Origin of the sequence: Burkholderia latens (genome assembly GCF_001718795.1) — a bacterium.
GTDB classification, from domain to species: Bacteria; Pseudomonadota; Gammaproteobacteria; order Burkholderiales; family Burkholderiaceae; genus Burkholderia; species Burkholderia latens_A.
In genome coordinates this window covers 2,678,753-2,696,058 of record NZ_CP013435.1, presented here as the reverse complement: position 1 = coordinate 2,696,058, position 17,306 = coordinate 2,678,753, and the positions used below count along the sequence as shown (strand labels likewise).

The following is a 17,306-nucleotide window of genomic DNA, read 5'->3' as shown; positions in this document are numbered from 1 at the left end:
CTCGCAACCGCGGCGCGCGCCGGACGGTACCGATCAGGTCACCGCGCCGCGTTCGGCGAATTCGGGCGCCTTCCACGCATCGGTGGCGAGGATGTCGCGCAGCGTCTCGACGGCATCCCACACGTCGACGAAGCGCGTATAGAGCGGCGTGAAGCCGAAGCGCAGCACGTACGGCTCGCGGTAGTCGCCGATCACGCCGCGCGCGATCAGCGCCTGCATCACCTCGTAGCCGTGCGGGTGCTCGAAGCTCGCCTGCGAGCCGCGCTGGTGATGCGCGCGCGGCGTGACGAGCTTCAGCGACAGGCCCGCGCAGCGATGCTCGACGAGCGCGATGAACGCGTCGGTCAGCGCAAGCGACTTGCGACGGATCGCCTGCATGTCCGTCTGCAGGAACACGTCGAGCCCGCACTCGACCATCGACATCGACACGATCGGCTGCGTGCCGCACAGAAAGCGCGCGATACCCGGATCGGGTGCGAAGCCCGGCTCCATCGCGAACGGCGCGCGATGACCCCACCAGCCCGACAACGGCTGCGAGAAGTGCGCGAGATGGCGCTGCGGCACCCACACGAACGCCGGCGAACCGGGGCCGCCGTTCAGGTACTTGTACGTGCAGCCGACCGCGCCGTCCGCACGCGCGCCGTTCAGGTCGACCGGCACGGCGCCGGCCGAGTGCGCGAGATCCCACAGCATCAGCGCGCCCGCGTCGTGCACGAGCTGCGTGACAGCCGGCATGTCGTGCATGTAGCCGGTGCGGTAGTTCACGTGCGTGATCATCGCGACCGCCGTGTCCGCGCCGAGCGCGTCGGGCAGTTCGGCCGGATCGTCGATCAGGCGCAGCTCGTAGTTGCCGCCGAGCTGCGCGATCAGCCCTTGCGCGATGTAGAGGTCGGTCGGGAAGTTCGAGCGCTCCGACACGATCACGCGGCGTTCCGGCGCGCGTTCGGCCTGATGGCGCAGCATCGCCGACAGCAGCTTGAACAGATTGATCGAGATGGTGTCGGTGACGACCGTCTCGCCGGGCGCGCCGCCGATCAGCGTCGCGAGCTTGTCGCCGAGGCGGCGCGGCAGCGCGAACCAGCCGGCGGTGTTCCAGCTGCGGATCAGGCCTTCGCCCCATTCGGCGCCGATCACCTGTTGTGCGCGCGCGGCCGATGCGCGCGGCTGCGCGCCAAGCGAGTTGCCGTCGAGATAGATCACGCCGTCGGGCAGCGCGAACTGGTCGCGCAGCGCGGCGAGCGGGTCGTCGCGATCGAGTGCGAGCGCGTCTTCACGGGTGTTGATCATGATGTGAGTTCGTAGGTCGGGGTAATCAGGAGGCATGCGCGGGCAGCGCGCGCAGCACCGCGCGCACGGGGCTCGCATCGAGCGTCGCGAACTTCAGCGGCAGCGCGATCAGCTCGTAGTCGCCGGCAGGGACGTCGTCGAGCACGATCCCTTCGAGGATCGCCATCCGGTGCGCGCGCACGCGGTGATGCGCGTCCATCGTCTTCGATTCCTGCGGGTCGAGCGACGGCGTATCGATGCCGATCAGCTTCACGCCGTGCGCGGCGAGCAGGTCGACGGTCTCGGGCGCGACCGCGCAGAAGCCGCTGTCCCATCGTTCGACCGAGGCGCGCGCGTACGTGCGCAGCAGCACCCGCGGCGGCACGCCGCCGAGCGCGCTTTCGACGTCGGCCGGGCGCACGACCGGCGACGTGCCGATGCAGTGGATCACGCGGCACGGGCCGAGATAGGTATCGAGCGGCACCGCGCCGATCGGCGCGCCTTCGGCGTCGTAATGCAGCGGCGCGTCGCAGTGCGCGCCCGTGTGCGGCGACAGTGTCACGCGGCCGACGTTGACCGGCGAGCCGGCTTCCATCCGCCACACGCGTTCGATGGAAACCGGCGTATCGCCTGGCCACACGGGGGTGGCAGGGCTGACGGGCGGCGAGATGTCCCAGAGTGTGTCCATGGCATGACGAATCGGTAAATCGATCCTTCGAATGATAGGTGGACGCTCGCAAAAAGTGCTTGCGAAATAACCATGGACAATCGGCCCGATTGGCAGATAATTCGAATCAGAGGGAAAAGGGGGACCAAAAATGCACGCGATCACGCTCGACGCCACCGACTGCCGGATTCTCGCGGTACTGCAGGAGGAGGGCAGAATCAGCAATCTCGACCTGGCCGAACGCATCTCGCTTTCGCCGTCCGCTTGTTTGCGCCGGATGCGGCTGCTCGAGGAGCAGGGCGTGATCGAGCACTATCGCGCGTGCCTGAGCCGCGAGAAGCTCGGCTTCGAGCTCGAGGCGTTCGTCCAGGTGTCGATGCGCAACGAGGAGAATCAATGGCACGAGCGCTTCGCGGAAGCGCTGCGCGAATGGCCGGAGGTGGTCGGCGCGTTCGTCGTGACGGGCGAGAGCCACTATCTGCTGCGCGTGCTCGCGCACAACCTCAAGCACTATTCGGATTTCGTGCTGAACCGGCTGTACAAGGCGCCGGGCGTAATGGACATCCGTTCGAACATCGTGCTGCAGACGCTCAAGGACGAAGCGGGCGCGCCGGTCGGGCTGGCGCGCACCGGGGCGATCAAAGCGGTGTGAGGCCGTGGAAGCCGCCGCCGTGGAACACGAGCGGCGGCGCGCCTTCCGACGCGGGCCGCACGCCGCAGCGTTCCACTTCGCCGACGAAGATCACGTGGTCGCCTTCGTCGTAGCGGCTGCGGTTGTGGCATTCGAACCATGCGAGCGCTCCGTCGAGCACGGGCATGCCCGAGTTGCCGGCCACATGCGCGATCCCTTCGAACCGATCGCCCTTGTAGGTCGAGAAGCGCTTGCACAGGTCGAGCTGCGATGCCGCGAGCACGTTCACGACGTAATGGCTGTTGCTGCGGAACACCGGCGTCGACGCCGATTTGTGCGCGAGGCTCCACAGCACGAGCGGCGGATCGAGCGAAACCGAGTTGAACGAGCTCGCGGTGATGCCGATCAACTGTCCGGACGGCGCGCGCGTCGTGATGACGGTGACGCCGGTCGCGAACTGGCCGAGCGCCTGGCGAAAGGCGCCCGAATCGAAATCGGGCGGTGTGGCGTGGTTCATCGGGCGGCCATCCGGAACGAGACGGACGGGCGCGGCGCGCGGCGGATGCAACAGGCGCGGCGGACGAAGGGCGACAAGGCCGGGGCGGTCGGTTGGAAAGTGGTGCGCATGGCCCGATTTTAGCGGAATCGCGACCGCCGGGCCCGCGCGGACGGCGGATTGCGGGCCGAGCGTGAGGTAGCGAACATTGCCGCGCGACGCCCCTATCGCGCCGCCGCGAACCCCAGCGCCAGCGCGCCCGTCACGATCAGGCTCGACGCCCAGACCGCGTCGAGGTTGAACCAGCTCCGCGCGACGAACCTCAGCCCGAGATAGCGGTACACGAGCCACGCGAGCACGCCGCCGGCCGCGATCATCGCCGCCGCATGCGCGGCTGCGACGACGAGTGCCATCCCGACATGCGCGTGGACGAGCGCGGCCGCCGCGCGATGGCCGGCATCGCGGTCGAGGCCGCACAGCCCGAGATAGATCGGCACCAGCATCAACCCGGCGCCATGCGCGAGCGCGATCGCGAACGACCACAGCCCGAGCCGCGCGGGCGGAATCCGCGCGAGCGCACGCGGGTGGCGCCGCCGGATCAGCAATGCGGCACCGAAGCCGATCACGAGCGCGCTCGCGCCGATCCGGATCGCCGTCTGCCACGCGAGCAGCGCGGCGAGGAGGCCGAATGGCAGCATCACCATGAATACCGCAAGTGCGTGCCCGAGCGCCAGATAGCCGAGCGCCGCGACGAGCGCACTGCCGCGGCGCGCCATCAGCGCGTTCGATACCGCGAGCGGCCAGCCCATCGCCGGATTGAGCCCGTGATAGACGCCGCTCGCGAGCACCGCAGCCCAGAGCGCAAGCGGTGCGGTAGCGCCGGCGCTCAACGCTTGACCGACGGGTAGCAGAACGAGTCGGTCGAGCAGTCGCCACCCTCGAGCCGGATCTGGTGCGCGCGATAGCCGTCGGGAAACTCGACCCAGTAGTCGTCGGCAAGCGTCAGGCCGCCGTCCGGCCCCGCATGCGCGAGCACCTGCGCAGCCGGGAGGCCATCCGGATAGAACTGGTCGTCCCACGTCGAGTACAGCGAGTTGGTCCAGTACACGCGGCGGCCGTCGCGGCTGATCTCGACCATCTGCGGGCCGCCGGCGAACGCGCGGCCGTTCGGGTGCGGCGCACGGCGCACGATCCCGCCGATGCGCACCGACCCCGCGAGCACGGGGTGGTGAGGATCCGACACGTCGTACTGGCGCATTTCGCCGGTGCCCCAGCACGATACGTACAGGAAGCGGTCGTCGAGCGACAGGTCGATGTCGGTCACGAGCGGCGGCACCGCGCCGAAACCCTTCAGCAGCGGCGGCAGCTCGTCGGCCGCGGCCGGCTCGGGCGGGATCGTTGCGGTCTTCTTCACATGGAACTGGCCGCCTTCGCGCCACCAGGTCCAGATCGACCCTTCGAGATTGGTCGTATCGACCACGACGCCGACGAATCCGTATTCGCGCACCGGATCGTGCGCGGGGCGCACCTCCAGCGCCATCTGGTGCTGCGCGCCGAGATCGATCGTCTGCACGTTGCGGCGCGCGCGCAGATCCCAGAAATGCAGCCGGTGGCCGTACCGGTTCGCGAGCAGGTCGTCCGGCACGATGCCGTTCTCGAACTGCGGCGGCAGCGCCCATTCGCTCGACACCATGTAGTCGCGCGGCAGGTTCCACCAGAAGTCGTAATGCTTGTCCTGCGGGCCGCGATCGATTTCCCAGCGGCCGAGCACGTCGAACGTCTCGCAGTCCATGATGAAGATGCCCGGCGCGCCGTCCGTGCCGTCTTTGCCGGCCCCGCCGAGCGTGCTCACGTAGATGCCCTCGGGGCCGCAGTGCACCGTGTGCGGCCGCGAATAGCCGGTCTTCGCGAAGATTTCGTCGGGCTCGATGATCTTGTGGATGCGCGCCTGCGTCGGGTGCGGCTTCGTGTCGATCACGTAGATGCGCGACGAACGCAGCCCGGGGATGATCAGGAAGCGGCGTTCGAGAAATGCGTGCCCGGTCAGCGGCGACAGCGACGACGAGCACGCATTCCAGCCGAAGTGATGAAACTCGTCGCCGGTGTTCGGCATCGTCACCGTGTGCACGATTTTTCCGTAGGTCGACGAGCCGGGTTTCACGTCGATCACGGCGAGCGCGTCGGGTCTGGAAAAATCGGGGCTCAGCAACAACGTATATGCAAACTCCTCGGCCGGCGCCTGCATCGCAAGTTCCGGCGAAGCGTGAAAGGTTGGGTCGGGCCGCATGCTCATGGGGTGCCTCTCTCGGTTGTATCGGATCGCGGGCGCACGGCCGTCCGCTGCGGACGTGCGGGTCGGTGGGATGTGCAGCGGCCGCAAGCGGTTGCGGCACGCGGGCGCTCGTGCATCAGGTCGGCAAAGCGGGCAAGCTGGGTGAGCCGGATCGCGGTACAGGCCGTGCGGCGGGCACGCGGCCGCGCGACGGTGCGATGGCCGCGGCGGCGTGTGTGACACCCGTGGTGCGGCCGGCAATGCGGATGGAGTCTGCTGTGGCGTACATATCGATGTTCCGGCAGATGATGTTGGCATCAGGGCGGGCGTGCATCGGACGCTGCGTGCGGCCGGACGGTGTGCCGTCGCGGCGAAGCGTGCCTAAGTGTAGTCGAGAAACGCGCGTCGGGTCGGGCGCGGTACGCGCGCGATCCTGCCGGATTCATGCGCGAGTGAGATACTTGAACGCGTGCCGCTTCGCGCCGGGCAACCGGCCAGCGGCGATACGTAACGGCGGCCGCCGGCGCGCGAAGGCGTACCGGTCGCCATCATCAACGAGGTGCAGACTTCATGGGGAACGACATGCTTGAAACCGCGACGCTTGGCGGCGGATGCTTCTGGTGCACGGAGGCCGTGTTCCTCGACGTCGACGGCGTGACGGCCGTCCAGTCGGGATATGCGGGCGGCCATACGCGCAATCCCGGCTATCGCGACGTGTGCGAAGGCGACACCGGACACGCGGAGGTCGTGAGCGTGACCTTCGATCCGGCGCGCATCGGCTATCGCGAGATCCTCGAGATCTTCTTCGCGACGCACGATCCGACGCAGCTGAACCGGCAGGGCAACGACGTCGGCACGCAATATCGTTCGGTGGTGTTCACGCATTCGGACGCGCAGCGCGACATCGCGCTCGACGTGATTCGCGAGCTGGAGCGCGAGCAGGTATTCGGGCAGCCGATCGTCACGCAGGTCGTGCCGCTTGACGACAACTACTGGCCTGCCGAGGACTATCACCAGAATTATTACGCCCGCAATCCGGGGCAAGGCTATTGCTCGGTCGTGATCGGGCCGAAGCTCGCGAAATTCCGCCAGAAGTTCTCGCACCGGCTGAAGTCGCAGCGCGGCGCGTGATCGCGTCCAGCGCATTGCGCGCGGAAATCATCCGCGTATAACCGGCGTGCGCGCCAGCACGCGTCGCGTGCAGTGAAGTCCTTACGCCGCCTCGCTGCGCCAGTGCGCGCACGCGGCGGCGATTTCCCGCGCCAGCGCGATGCAGGAAAGCGGCGCAGACCCTTCCGCCTTGTTGTTGATCGTGATGATCACCGGCTGTCCGGCCAACGCGTAGCGCGCGGCCAGCTCGGCGAGCGCGGAGCGCGTGGCCGGATCCTCGTCGACGAGCTTGTCGAACGGCTCGTACTTCGCCTTCGCCTGTTCGTATTTGAACCCGCCGTGCAGGCTCCAGCGCACGATCAGCGGGCCCGGCGCGTCGCCGTCGAGCAATGCGAGCGCGGCCGCCTGACGCAGCGGGTCGGGCATCCGCGCATGCAGCCCGACGCAGTAGCGCACGCCGAGCGCGGCCAGCGCGCGGATGAAGCGCGGCGTGAGCAGGCACGCGTCGCGGATTTCGATCGCGTAGCGCGTGCCGTCGGGATCAGGCGGCAACGGCGGCAGCGCCGCGAAGAACGCCGACAGCCGGTCGATCAGTGCGGCTGGTTCGGCGAGCAGCTGATCGGGCATCGGCGAAAACTGGAACACGAGCACGCCGGCTTTCTTGCCGAGCCCGTCGATGCAGGGCTGCACGAACTCCTGTGTTGCCAGCTGCGCGTCGAGAAACGTCGGGTTCGGGCCGGACGGCTCGCCGCGCCGGCCGCGCACAACCGCGTCGGTGACGGACGCCGGCGCTTTCACGACGAACCGGAAGTCGTCGGGCACCTGTTGCGCATAGCGCAAATAATCGGCCACCGACAGCGGGCTGTAGAACGACCGGTCGAGGCTGACGCTTTTCAGCAGCGGATGCGCACCGTACGCTTCGAGCCCCTCGCGGGACAGCTTCGTCTGCGCGAACTCGCCGTCGTAGACGATGCCGTCCCAGCCGGGGAAATACCACGACGACGTGCCCAGCCGCACGTTCGGCGGCAGCGCGGCCGCCGCGTCGGCGACTTCGGCGGACACCGGGGCCGGCGGCACGCCGCGCCGGCCCCGGCCTTTCTTCGACGGCGCGGCGGGCGGCGACGGTTCGTCCCATAGCAGGCCGGAGGAGGGCGCAGGCTCCGGTTCGCGATCCGACGAAGCGCGGGACGGTGCGCGGCCGGCGCGCGCCGGCGATTTCGCCGGGCGCGCAGTGCCGTGTTCGTCCGGCGTGGCGTACGCGCCGGCGCCTGCGGGGTGATCGTCGTTCGCACGCGCGTCGCCGGGCGCGCCGAACAGGTCGAACTGCCCGTCGGCGTGCGACTCGTCCGGTCCGTCGCGTTGCTGTCGTTGCGGCGGCGCGTTGCGCCGCGTGCTGCCGTCACCCATGCATGCCCAGCGTGAAGCGCCGCCTAGCGCGGCAGCGGGTTTTCGTACATGTAGCGCCGCGACCACGGCAGCGTTTTCGCGCTGCGGCCGGCCTTGCGGCACACGATCTGGAAGATCGATACGTCGTCGTGCTCGAACGCATACGCGCAGCCGGCCAGATAGACGCGCCAGATGCGGAATTTTTCGTCGTCGACGAGCGCACGCGCCTGTTCCGCCTTCGCCTCGAAGTTCTCGGTCCAGATGTCGAGCGTGCGCGCATAGTGTCGCCGCAGGCTTTCGATGTCAATCGCTTCGAGCCCGCCGCGCTGCGCCGCTTCGAGCGCGAGGCTGATGTGCGGCAGCTCGCCGTCCGGGAACACGTAGCGGTCGATGAATTCGCCGCCGCCGAGCGCGGTCTCGCCGCTCTCCGCGTCGGTCGACGTGATCCCGTGGTTCATCGCGATGCCGTCGTCCGTCAGCAGTTCGCGGATGCGCGAGAAATAGAGCGGCAGGTTCTTGCGCCCGACGTGCTCGAACATCCCGACGCTCGTGATGCGATCGAACTGGCCTTCGACCTCGCGATAGTCCTGCAGGCGGATCTCGATCTTGTCTTCGAGCCCGGCCGCCTTCACGCGCGCGGTTGCCAGGTCGAACTGGTTCTGCGACAGCGTCACGCCGAGGCACGTCGCGCCGAACTTCTGCGCGGCCCGCAGCACGAGCGCGCCCCAGCCGCAGCCGATGTCGAGCAGGCGCTGGCCCGGCTCCAGCCGGATCTTGGTGAGGATGTGGTCGATCTTCTTGATCTGCGCGGTAGCGAGATCTTCGTCGCCGTTCTCGAAGTACGCACACGAGTACACCATGTTCTCGTCGAGCCACAGCTGGTAGAACTCGTTCGAGACGTCGTAGTGGTACTGGATCGCCTTCTTGTCGCTGCTCTTCGTGTGGTTGAAGTAGCGCTTCACCCGCGCGAGCTTGCTTGCGCTCGTCACGGTACTCCGTGCGAGCGAGTACCCGATGTTGATGATGTCCGACAGCTTGCCTTCGATGTCGATCTTGCCCTTCACGTACGCCTCGCCGAGATTGTCGAGGCTCGGTTCGAGCAAAAGCGGCAACGCGGACGCGCTGTTGACCTTCAGCGTGACCTGCGGCGCGCTGAACGTGCCGAAATCGAGTTGATCGCCGTTCCACAGCACGAGGCGCGCCGGTATGTTCGCTTTCGCCCGTACATCGTCCGCCCACTGCGCCAGCTTCTTTTCCCAGAACATTTGGATTCTCCGTTTGTTCGTTGAATCGAATACAGCCGAGTTTCTTGACGGCGCCAGCCCTTGCGGCACGGGCGCCCGGATGCAACACGAAGTACGGCCGGCACGCGCCGGCGCCGCTGCGGCCGGTTGTTTACGGCGACAGGCGCGAGATCGTCCAGCCCGACGCCGCCGCTGCGTCGCGCGTATAGAGCAGCCGGTCGTGCAGCCGCGACGGGCGGCCCTGCCAGAACTCGATCGCGTCGGGCACGACACGGTAGCCGCCCCAGTGCGGCGGGCGCGGCGGGTTCTCGCCGTAGCGCTCGGCCACGGCCTTCTCGCGCGCTTCGAGCGTCGCGCGGCTGTCGATCACCGCGCTCTGCTCGGACGCCCACGCGCCGATGCGCGAGCCGAGCGGGCGCGACGCGAAATAGCGGTCGCTTTCGTCGGCGCTGGTTTTCTCGATACGGCCCTCGATGCGCACCTGGCGCTCGAGTTCGATCCAGTAAAACAGCAGCGCCGCGTACGGATGGGCGGCGAGGTCGCGGCCCTTGCGGCTTTCGTAATTGGTAAAGAAGACGAACCCGCGTTCGTCGACGCCCTTGATGAGCACGATTCGGGCCGACGGGCGGCCGTCGTCGCCGACGGTTGCCAGCGTCATCGTATTGGGCTCGGGAAGTTTGGCGTCGAGCGCCTCCTTGAACCAGCGATCGAACTGCGCGAACGGGTCCGGGGCGGCGTCGGCTTCGTCGAGCGAAGCACGCGAATAGTTGATGCGGAGATCGGCGAGTGTCGTCATGTTATGCAAACGCTTCAATCGGGGGCCAGTATAGCGAACGCGCGGGAATCGTGCGTGCGCGGTGCCGCGTGCGGGCGGGGACTTCAGGCAAAATAGAGGGCTGCACGACTTACGTTTTCCTTGCTGCCATGTCTGCCGCCGACGCCGCCCCGCACAGTTCCTCTGATCTTACCCCGACCCCGACGATCCAGCTTGACGTGGATCGCGAGCGCCGCTTCGGCGGTATTGCGCGGTTGTACGGCGCACCGGCGCTCGCCGCGTTCGAGCGCGCACACGTGGCCGTGATCGGCATCGGCGGCGTCGGGTCGTGGACGGCCGAGGCGCTCGCGCGCAGCGCGATCGGCACACTCACGCTGATCGATCTCGACAACGTCGCGGAAAGCAATACGAACCGGCAGATCCACGCGCTCGACGGCAATTACGGAAAGCCGAAGGTCGACGCGATGGCCGAGCGCATCGCGCTGATCGACCCCGCGTGCCGCGTGAACAGGATCGAGGATTTCGCGGAGCCCGACAATTTCGATGCGCTGCTCGGCGGCGGCTTCGACTACGTGATCGACGCGATCGACAGCGTGCGCACGAAGGTCGCGCTGATCGCATGGTGCGTCGCGAAGGGGCAGCCGCTCGTCACGGTTGGCGGCGCGGGCGGCCAGCTCGATCCGACGCGCATCCGCATCGACGATCTCGCGCTGACGATCCAGGATCCGCTGCTGTCGAAGGTGCGCGCGCAGTTGCGCAAGCAGCACGGCTTCCCGCGCGGGCCGAAAGCGCGCTTCAGGATCAGCGCCGTGTATTCGGACGAGCCGCTGATCTATCCGGAGGCGGCCGCTTGCGACATCGAGGATGGTGCGGAGCCGTCCACCGCCGCGCATGTCGCGGGGCTCAACTGCGCGGGGTTCGGGTCGAGCGTGTGCGTGACCGCGAGCTTCGGGTTCGCGGCGGCCGCGCACGCATTGCGCGCAATTGCGGCGCGCGCTGCCGGCTGATCGGGGCAGCTCGGGCCGCGAACGGGAATGGTGCGTGCGGTACGGCGGCGGCGCCGCCGTACGTTCGCGAACCGGCCAGGCCGTTGCGGCCGGCCGTTCGGACAATCAATTGAGCGCCATGCTCAGCTTGCGCCGCCACGCGGCGACGAGCTCGGGCCGATCGCCCGCCAGTTCGAACACCGAAATCATCGTGCGGCGGCCGAGATCGTCGCCATACGTGCGGTCGCGCAACACGATTTCCAGCAACTGCTCGAGTGCGCCTTCGTACGCGCGTCGAGCGATCAGGGTCTGCGCGAGGTCGAAGCGCGCTTCGAGATCGGCGGGATTGGCGGCGATGCGTGCTTCGAGCGCGTCGGTCGGCGGCAGGTCGGCCGTTGCATCGAGCGCATCGAAACGGGTCTTGATCGCCTGGTAGCGCGGATCCGCGCCCTGAAGCGTCTGCGGCGACAGGCGTTCGGCTTCGGCGCGTGCGGCGTCCACGTCGTTGCGCGCGAGCAGCAGCTCGATCAGGTCAAGCCGTGCATCCTCGAAGCCGGGGTTCAGCGCGAGCGCGGCTTCGAGGTGCGCGAGTGCATCGTCGTAGCGGGATTCGGCGATCGCATCTTGTGCGGCGCGGCGCTCCGCTTCGTCGGGCGCCGGCAGCAGCCGGTCGAGAAACGCGCGCAACTGTCCTTCCGGCAGCACGCCGATGAACTGGTCGACCGGGCGGCCGTCCGCGAATGCGATCACGTGCGGAATGCTGCGCGTCTGGAAATGCGCGGCGAGTTCCTGATTCTCGTCGACGTTAACCTTCACGAGCTTCCAGCGCCCTTCGTAGTCGGCTTCGAGCTTTTCGAGCAGCGGGCCGAGCGTCTTGCACGGGCCGCACCACGGCGCCCAGAAGTCGACCAGCACGGGCGTGTCCAGCGACGCCTCTATGACGTCTCTTTCGAAAGTGGCAAGCGTGGTATCCATGTCGTTCTCTTCCGTTCGAATGTCGTCAGGGTGGGGGCGGCGCGCGCTTTTTCAACGCGGCTTCGATTCGGGCAGCGGAATCCACTCGGTTTCGCCGGGCACCTTGCCCATTTCCTGGTTCGTCCATGCCCGCTTCGCGCGCTCGATCGCGTCGCGGCTGCTGGCAACGAAATTCCATTCGATGAAGCGCTCGCCGTCGATCTTGTCGCCGCCGAGCAGCATCGCGCGTGCGCCATGGGCGCTCGCGAGCGTGACCGTCGCACCCGGCGCGAGCACGGCCATCTGCTCGGCCGGCACGCTCGTGCCGTCGATCGTCAGGTCACCGTCGACCACATAGACGGCGCGCTCCTGATGCGACGCATCGAGCTCGACGCGGCCGCCGGCCGCGAATTCGGCGGCGACGTACAGCGTGCGCGAGAACGTCTTGACGGGCGAGCGCAGGCCGAATGCGTCGCCGGCGATCACGGTCAGCGCGACCCCGTTTTCTTGATGCTTGGGCAGCGTGTCGGCCGGATGGTGCTCGAACGACGGCTCCGTGGTCTCGTGCGCGACCGGCAGTGCGACCCAGGTCTGGATACCGTGGACGGTATGGCCGCTCGCGCGCTGCGCGTCGGGCGTGCGCTCCGAGTGCACGATCCCGCGTCCGGCGGTCATCCAGTTCACGTCGCCCGGCACGATTTCCTGCAGCGAGCCCAGGCTGTCGCGGTGCAGGATCGCACCGTCGAACAGGTACGTGACGGTCGCGAGCCCGATGTGCGGATGCGGGCGCACGTCGAGCCCGGTGCCGGCCGGCAGCGCGGCGGGGCCCATGTGATCGAAGAAGATGAACGGGCCGACGAGGCGTGCGGCGAGCGCGGGCAGCGTGCGGCGCACCTGCAGGTTGCCGATGTCGCGGATGTGCGGCTTCAGCAGGGCTTTGATCGGGTCGGTCATGGGGGGCCTCGTGGGGGACGGCAGGTTTGCCGGTCATTGTACCGGCGGCACAGCCGCGCGGGCGACGGGGAACGCGGCGTGCCGGCGGTGCGATGGAGCGAGCCGACGCGGTGCGTGTTGCGCTGCAGCGGCCGCAGGCATGCGGCGTGCCCGGTCCGGGGAGCCCCGCACGCCCGCGCGCGCGCCGATTCCATTCGCGCCGCGCGGGTATCGGGCGGTGCGGCGAAACCCGGTAGACTGAGCGCCTTTCGAACTCATCCGACAATCGAGGAGACGCCGATGATGGCCCCGAAGGACCTGCTGCTCGCGCTGGTCGTGATCCTCGCGTGGGGTGTGAACTTTGTCGTGATCAAGGTCGGCCTGCACGGCATGCCGCCGATGCTGCTCGGTGCGCTGCGTTTCACGCTCGCGGCGGTGCCTGCGGTGTTCTTCGTGCGCCGCCCGCAGATTCCATGGCGCATGCTGCTGCTGTACGGCGCGACGATCCAGCTCGGCCAGTTCGTGTTCCTGTTCACCGGCATGTACGTCGGCATGCCGGCCGGCCTTGCGTCGCTGGTGCTGCAGTCGCAGGCGTTCTTCACGCTTGTGTTCGCGATGCTGTTCCTCGGCGAGCGGCTGCGCGTGCAGAACCTGGTCGGCCTGGCGATCGCCGCGGCCGGGCTCGTCGTGATCGCCGTGCAGGGCGGCAGCGCGATGACGCTCGCGGGCTTCCTGCTGACCATCGGCTCGGCCGCGATGTGGGCGTTCGGCAATATCGTCACGAAGAAAGTCGGCAACGCGAACCTGGTCTCGCTCGTCGTGTGGGCGAGCCTCGTGCCGCCCGTGCCGTTCTTCGTGCTGTCGCTGTGGTTCGAGGGGCCGCAGCGGATCGGCGCCGCGCTGGCCGGGCTCGACCGCGCATCGATTTTCGCGGTCGTGTATCTGGCGTTCGTTGCAACGCTGCTCGGCTACGGATTATGGAGCCGCCTGATGTCGCGCTATCCGGCTGCGCAGGTCGCTCAGTTCTCGCTGCTGGTGCCGATCGTCGGGCTCGCGTCGTCGGCGCTGCTGCTCGACGAGCACCTGAGCCACGCGCAGCTGATCGGCGCGGCGCTCGTGCTGGCTGGCCTTGCGGTGAACGTGTTCGGCGGGAAGCTGATACGCCGTTTCGCGGCGTCGTGACGCGCCGGCACGCGGCGCGTGCCGGCGGCGCGGGAGAGGGCGCTCGCGCGTGCGGCCGTCAGGCCATCCGGTTCTTCGCGAGCGGCGGATTCGCGGCGAAGTAGCGCTTGATGCCGCGGAAGATCGCGTCGGCCATCTCGTCGCGATAGCTGTCGTCGTTGAGTTTGCGCTCTTCGTCCGGATTGCTGATGAACGCGGTCTCGACCAGAATCGACGGAATGTCCGGCGCTTTCAGCACCGCGAATCCGGCCTGCTCGACCGAGCCTTTGTGCAGCTTGTTGATGCCGCCGACTTCCTTCAGCACGTAATTGCCGTAACGCAGCGAATCGCGGATCTGCGCGGTCGTCGACATGTCGAACAGCGCGCGGCTCACGGCCGCGTCTTGCGTCTTGATGTTGATGCCGCCGATCAGGTCCGACGCGTTTTCCTTGTTCGCGAGCCAGCGCGCGGCCGCGCTCGACGCACCGTGATCCGACAGTGCGAACACCGACGAGCCGCTCGCGGACGGCGTCGTAAACGCATCCGCATGGATCGACACGAACAAATCGGCGCCCACGCGGCGCGCCTTCTGCACGCGCACGTTCAGCGGCACGAAGAAGTCGGCATCGCGCGTCATCATTGCGCGCATGTTCGGCGCGCCGTCGATCTTCGCGCGCAGCTTCTTCGCGATGTCGAGTGCGATGTGTTTCTCGTACGTACCGCCGCCGCCGATCGCGCCGGGATCCTCGCCGCCGTGGCCCGGATCGATCGCGACCGTCAACAGGCGCATGGTGCCGCCCTTGCCCGACTTCGGCGCGGTGAACTTGTAGGTGTCGCCGTCGTCGTCGCTGTCGTCGCGGCGCGCGATGACGGCCGGCGGCTTGACGGCCGGCTTCGCCGGTGCCGACGGTGTGGCCGCGGCCGGCGGCGTGCGCGGCGTCGCCGGAGCGTTCTGCGCGAAGCGCTGGAAGAACGCGTCGCTGTTGTCTGCCGCCGAGGGCGGCGGTGCGGCCGGGCCCGCGAGCGTGGTCGGCGGCTGCATCTGCTGCGCACGCGCGGTGTCGTTGAGCGCCTGTTCCTTGCGTTCGGTCTGCGCGATCAGATCGGCCAGCGGATCGGGCGCGACGGCCGGATAGAGGTCGAACACGAGCCGGTACTTGTAGGTGCCGACCGGCGGCAGCGTGAAAACCTGCGGCTTCACCGAGCCCTTCAGGTCGAACACCATCCGCACGACATGCGGCTGATACTGGCCGACGCGCACCGACTGGATCTGCGGATCGTTCGGTGCGATCTTCGACACGAGGTCGCGCAGCGCCTGGTCGAGCTCGAGGCCGGTCAGGTCGACGACGAGGCGGTCGGGAGCCTGCAAGAGCTGTTGGCTATTCTGCAGCGGCTGGTCGGATTCGATCGTGACGCGCGTGTAATCGCGGGCGGGCCACACGCGCACGCCGAGCACCGACGACGCATGCGCGAGCCGCGGCGCGGCGAGGCCGAGCACCAGCGTCGACGCGCCCGCGCGCAGGATCTGACGGCGCCGCCAGTTGTGCGTCGCGGTGGCCGCCGATTCGATCGAGCGGAACGGTTTGATCAACATCTTTCGAGACATGCCTTTCCTGAAGCGCTGTACGCCCGGACGGTGAGGGCGCGGCCTTCGCCGTCCACGTCGAGCGAGAAAACCAGATCGGGCACGCCGAGCAGGGTGCCCGCCTGTTGCGGCCATTCGACGAGGCAGATCGCGCTGGAATTGAAGTATTCGCGAAAGCCTGCATCGGACCATTCGGCCGGATCGTTGAATCGATACAGATCGAAGTGATAGACCTCAAGTTCCCCGTCGTCGCGTGCGAACGCGTACGGTTCGACGAGCGTGTAGGTCGGGCTGCGCACGCGGCCGGCATGGCCGAGGCCGCGCAGGACCGCGCGCACGAGGGTCGTTTTGCCCGCGCCGAGATCGCCGAGCAGCTGAATCTGCAGCCCCTCGAACGCGTGCGCTCGGGCGAGTTCGGTGCGCGCCGCGTCGAGCGCGTGCGCGAAGCGGGCGCCGAAGGCTTCGGTCGCCGCTTCGTCGGCGAGTGCGATTACGCGCTCCGCGAGCGGGGCGGGCAGCGTGTCGGCGTGACGCGTATGGGGCGTGGCTGGCATTCTCGTAAAATAGTGCGATGAACCGATTACCGGAACTCGCCGCATCCGACACCCCTTCGACTCGTGCCGAAGGCGCGGCGCCGTGCGCGCTCGATGATGCGACGTTGACTGCGCTCGCCGCTCGCATCAGGGCGTGGGGGCGCGAATTGGGTTTCGGGGCAATCGGCATCAGCGACACCGATCTCTCGGATGCCGAAGCGGGCCTCGCCGCCTGGCTGGAAGCCGGGTACCACGGCGAAATGGATTATATGGCCAAACACGGGATGAAACGCGCGCGGCCGGCCGAACTTGTGGCCGGCACGCGACGCGTGATTTCCGCACGGCTCGCGTATCTGCCGGCCGAAACGCTGGCCGCCGACGCGCCCGATGCGGCGGCAGGCGCGCTCGCGCCGCACGACTGGCGCGCACGCGAGCGCGCGCGCGTCGACGATCCGCAGGCGGCCGTCGTGTCGATCTACGCGCGCGGCCGCGACTATCACAAGGTGCTGCGCAACCGGCTGCAGACGCTCGCGGAGCGCATCGAGCGCGAGATCGGCGGATTCGGCTACCGCGTGTTCACCGATTCCGCGCCGGTGCTCGAGGTCGAGCTCGCGCAGAAGGCCGGGGTCGGCTGGCGCGGCAAGCATACGTTGCTGTTGCAGCGCGACGCGGGCTCGCTGTTCTTTCTCGGAGAAATCTACGTCGACATTCCGCTGCCGACCGACGCGCAGACGGCGCCCGGCACCGCGCCCGAGACGCCCGGCGCGCACTGCGGCAGCTGCACGCGCTGCATCGACGCGTGCCCGACCGGCGCGATCGTCGAACCGTATCGCGTCGACGCGCGCCGCTGTATCTCGTATCTGACGATCGAACTGAAAGGCAGCATTCCCGAACCGCTGCGGCCGCTGATCGGCAACCGCGTGTACGGCTGCGACGACTGCCAGCTCGTGTGTCCGTGGAACAAGTTCGCGCAGGCGGCGCCGGTCGCCGATTTCGACGTGCGGCACGGACTCGATCGCGCGACGCTCGTCGAGCTGTTCGATTGGGATGCCGACACGTTCGAGACGCGGATGCAGGGCAGCGCGATCCGGCGCATCGGGCATGAAAGCTGGCTGCGCAATCTCGCGGTCGGCCTCGGCAATGCGCTGCGCGCGCCGCGCGATCGACTCGCGCCGGATGCGCGCGACGCGATCGTCGCCGCGTTGCGCGCGCGCGCCGAGGATCCGTCGCCGGTCGTGCGCGAGCACGTCGAATGGGCGCTGCGTGCCGCGTGAAGGCGGCGTAGAGTGTCGGCGCGGCGCCGCACG

The 17,306-nt window shown here is 68.2% G+C and carries 17 protein-coding genes; 5 read left to right on the top strand and 12 right to left on the bottom strand.

The genetic code is table 11. The annotated features are described in order from the left end of the window. Positions 1-33: 33 nt before the first annotated feature. Positions 34-1,284, bottom strand: a complete 1,251-nt coding sequence (kynU, locus tag WK25_RS12520) for a kynureninase (RefSeq protein WP_144245461.1) — start codon at positions 1,282-1,284, stop codon at positions 34-36. A gap of 28 nt (positions 1,285-1,312) precedes the next feature. Next, complete coding sequence (gene kynB, locus WK25_RS12515) at positions 1,313-1,954, bottom strand: arylformamidase (RefSeq protein ID WP_059547938.1); 642 nt, start codon at positions 1,952-1,954, stop codon at positions 1,313-1,315. Positions 1,955-2,084: 130 nt separating this feature from the next. Here kynB and WK25_RS12510 point away from each other — a divergent pair, with 130 nt between their 5' ends. Then, positions 2,085-2,585, top strand: coding sequence for an Lrp/AsnC family transcriptional regulator (locus WK25_RS12510; protein WP_006477992.1), 501 nt, complete (start codon positions 2,085-2,087; stop codon positions 2,583-2,585). Here WK25_RS12510 and WK25_RS12505 read toward each other — a convergent pair. The 3 genes from WK25_RS12505 to WK25_RS12495 all read right to left on the bottom strand — a co-directional run bounded on the left by WK25_RS12505 (position 2,572) and on the right by WK25_RS12495 (position 5,353). Beyond that, a complete protein-coding gene (locus tag WK25_RS12505) occupies positions 2,572-3,081 on the bottom strand; it encodes a flavin reductase family protein (protein WP_069241994.1) in 510 nt (169 codons plus the stop codon). The two genes, WK25_RS12510 and WK25_RS12505, sit on opposite strands and share 14 nt — an antisense overlap. A gap of 203 nt (positions 3,082-3,284) precedes the next feature. Next, positions 3,285-3,950, bottom strand: coding sequence for a hypothetical protein (locus WK25_RS12500; protein ID WP_040141672.1), 666 nt, complete (start codon positions 3,948-3,950; stop codon positions 3,285-3,287). Beyond that, positions 3,947-5,353, bottom strand: coding sequence for a selenium-binding protein SBP56-related protein (locus tag WK25_RS12495; RefSeq protein ID WP_069241690.1), 1,407 nt, complete (start codon positions 5,351-5,353; stop codon positions 3,947-3,949). Before WK25_RS12495 ends, WK25_RS12500 begins: the two co-directional genes overlap by 4 nt. Positions 5,354-5,902: 549 nt before the next feature. On the opposite strand from WK25_RS12495, the gene msrA reads away from it, so the two are divergent. Beyond that, positions 5,903-6,463 carry a peptide-methionine (S)-S-oxide reductase MsrA gene (msrA, locus tag WK25_RS12490; RefSeq protein WP_040141667.1) on the top strand — a complete coding sequence of 187 codons (561 nt, stop codon included), beginning with the start codon at positions 5,903-5,905 and terminating at the stop codon, positions 6,461-6,463. An 81-nt stretch (positions 6,464-6,544) separates the two neighbouring features. Here the strand turns inward: msrA and WK25_RS12485 are convergent, their stop codons facing one another. The 3 genes from WK25_RS12485 to pdxH form a co-directional block, all read right to left on the bottom strand. Continuing rightward, complete coding sequence (locus WK25_RS12485) at positions 6,545-7,849, bottom strand: DUF72 domain-containing protein (protein ID WP_069241689.1); 1,305 nt, start codon at positions 7,847-7,849, stop codon at positions 6,545-6,547. 23 nt (positions 7,850-7,872) lie between these two features. Then, positions 7,873-9,093 carry an SAM-dependent methyltransferase gene (locus tag WK25_RS12480; RefSeq protein WP_040141663.1) on the bottom strand — a complete coding sequence of 407 codons (1,221 nt, stop codon included), beginning with the start codon at positions 9,091-9,093 and terminating at the stop codon, positions 7,873-7,875. 130 nt (positions 9,094-9,223) lie between these two features. Next, entirely contained in the window at positions 9,224-9,868 is a 645-nt protein-coding gene (pdxH, locus tag WK25_RS12475) for a pyridoxamine 5'-phosphate oxidase (protein ID WP_040141660.1), read from the bottom strand. A 128-nt stretch (positions 9,869-9,996) separates the two neighbouring features. Between pdxH and tcdA the strand changes: the two genes are divergently transcribed. After that, a complete protein-coding gene (tcdA, locus tag WK25_RS12470; RefSeq protein ID WP_040141657.1) occupies positions 9,997-10,854 on the top strand; it encodes a tRNA cyclic N6-threonylcarbamoyladenosine(37) synthase TcdA in 858 nt (285 codons plus the stop codon). A 105-nt stretch (positions 10,855-10,959) separates the two neighbouring features. On the opposite strand, the gene trxA is transcribed toward tcdA, so the two are convergent. Both trxA and WK25_RS12460 read right to left on the bottom strand, forming a co-directional pair. Beyond that, a complete protein-coding gene (gene trxA / locus WK25_RS12465) occupies positions 10,960-11,808 on the bottom strand; it encodes a thioredoxin (protein WP_069241688.1) in 849 nt (282 codons plus the stop codon). A gap of 51 nt (positions 11,809-11,859) precedes the next feature. Next, positions 11,860-12,741, bottom strand: a complete 882-nt coding sequence (locus tag WK25_RS12460) for a pirin family protein (protein ID WP_069241687.1) — start codon at positions 12,739-12,741, stop codon at positions 11,860-11,862. Between the two features lie 282 nt (positions 12,742-13,023). Between WK25_RS12460 and WK25_RS12455 the strand changes: the two genes are divergently transcribed. Further along, entirely contained in the window at positions 13,024-13,902 is an 879-nt protein-coding gene (locus tag WK25_RS12455) for an EamA family transporter (RefSeq protein ID WP_174554675.1), read from the top strand. Between the two features lie 58 nt (positions 13,903-13,960). Here the strand turns inward: WK25_RS12455 and WK25_RS12450 are convergent, their stop codons facing one another. After that, positions 13,961-15,487 carry an N-acetylmuramoyl-L-alanine amidase gene (locus tag WK25_RS12450; protein WP_069241686.1) on the bottom strand — a complete coding sequence of 509 codons (1,527 nt, stop codon included), beginning with the start codon at positions 15,485-15,487 and terminating at the stop codon, positions 13,961-13,963. Beyond that, positions 15,469-16,020, bottom strand: a complete 552-nt coding sequence (gene tsaE, locus WK25_RS12445; RefSeq protein ID WP_059547944.1) for a tRNA (adenosine(37)-N6)-threonylcarbamoyltransferase complex ATPase subunit type 1 TsaE — start codon at positions 16,018-16,020, stop codon at positions 15,469-15,471. The genes WK25_RS12450 and tsaE overlap by 19 nt, the downstream gene beginning before the upstream one ends. Positions 16,021-16,037: 17 nt before the next feature. Here tsaE and queG point away from each other — a divergent pair, with 17 nt between their 5' ends. Further along, positions 16,038-17,273, top strand: a complete 1,236-nt coding sequence (gene queG / locus WK25_RS12440; protein WP_040141643.1) for a tRNA epoxyqueuosine(34) reductase QueG — start codon at positions 16,038-16,040, stop codon at positions 17,271-17,273. Positions 17,274-17,306: the final 33 nt, after the last annotated feature.

Bases quoted from the DNA above. Each gene is read 5' to 3' on its own strand.
- kynB (WP_059547938.1), bottom strand. From the start codon at position 1,954: ATGGACACACTCTGGGACATCTCGCCGCCCGTCAGCCCTGCCACCCCC.
- WK25_RS12510 (WP_006477992.1), top strand. From the start codon at position 2,085: ATGCACGCGATCACGCTCGACGCCACCGACTGCCGGATTCTCGCGGTA.
- WK25_RS12505 (WP_069241994.1), bottom strand. From the start codon at position 3,081: ATGAACCACGCCACACCGCCCGATTTCGATTCGGGCGCCTTTCGCCAG.
- WK25_RS12495 (WP_069241690.1), bottom strand. From the start codon at position 5,353: ATGAGCATGCGGCCCGACCCAACCTTTCACGCTTCGCCGGAACTTGCG.
- msrA (WP_040141667.1), top strand. From the start codon at position 5,903: ATGGGGAACGACATGCTTGAAACCGCGACGCTTGGCGGCGGATGCTTC.
- WK25_RS12485 (WP_069241689.1), bottom strand. From the start codon at position 7,849: ATGGGTGACGGCAGCACGCGGCGCAACGCGCCGCCGCAACGACAGCAA.
- WK25_RS12480 (WP_040141663.1), bottom strand. From the start codon at position 9,093: ATGTTCTGGGAAAAGAAGCTGGCGCAGTGGGCGGACGATGTACGGGCG.
- pdxH (WP_040141660.1), bottom strand. From the start codon at position 9,868: ATGACGACACTCGCCGATCTCCGCATCAACTATTCGCGTGCTTCGCTC.
- tcdA (WP_040141657.1), top strand. From the start codon at position 9,997: ATGTCTGCCGCCGACGCCGCCCCGCACAGTTCCTCTGATCTTACCCCG.
- trxA (WP_069241688.1), bottom strand. From the start codon at position 11,808: ATGGATACCACGCTTGCCACTTTCGAAAGAGACGTCATAGAGGCGTCG.
- WK25_RS12460 (WP_069241687.1), bottom strand. From the start codon at position 12,741: ATGACCGACCCGATCAAAGCCCTGCTGAAGCCGCACATCCGCGACATC.
- WK25_RS12455 (WP_174554675.1), top strand. From the start codon at position 13,024: ATGGCCCCGAAGGACCTGCTGCTCGCGCTGGTCGTGATCCTCGCGTGG.
- WK25_RS12450 (WP_069241686.1), bottom strand. From the start codon at position 15,487: ATGTCTCGAAAGATGTTGATCAAACCGTTCCGCTCGATCGAATCGGCG.
- tsaE (WP_059547944.1), bottom strand. From the start codon at position 16,020: ATGCCAGCCACGCCCCATACGCGTCACGCCGACACGCTGCCCGCCCCG.
- queG (WP_040141643.1), top strand. From the start codon at position 16,038: ATGAACCGATTACCGGAACTCGCCGCATCCGACACCCCTTCGACTCGT.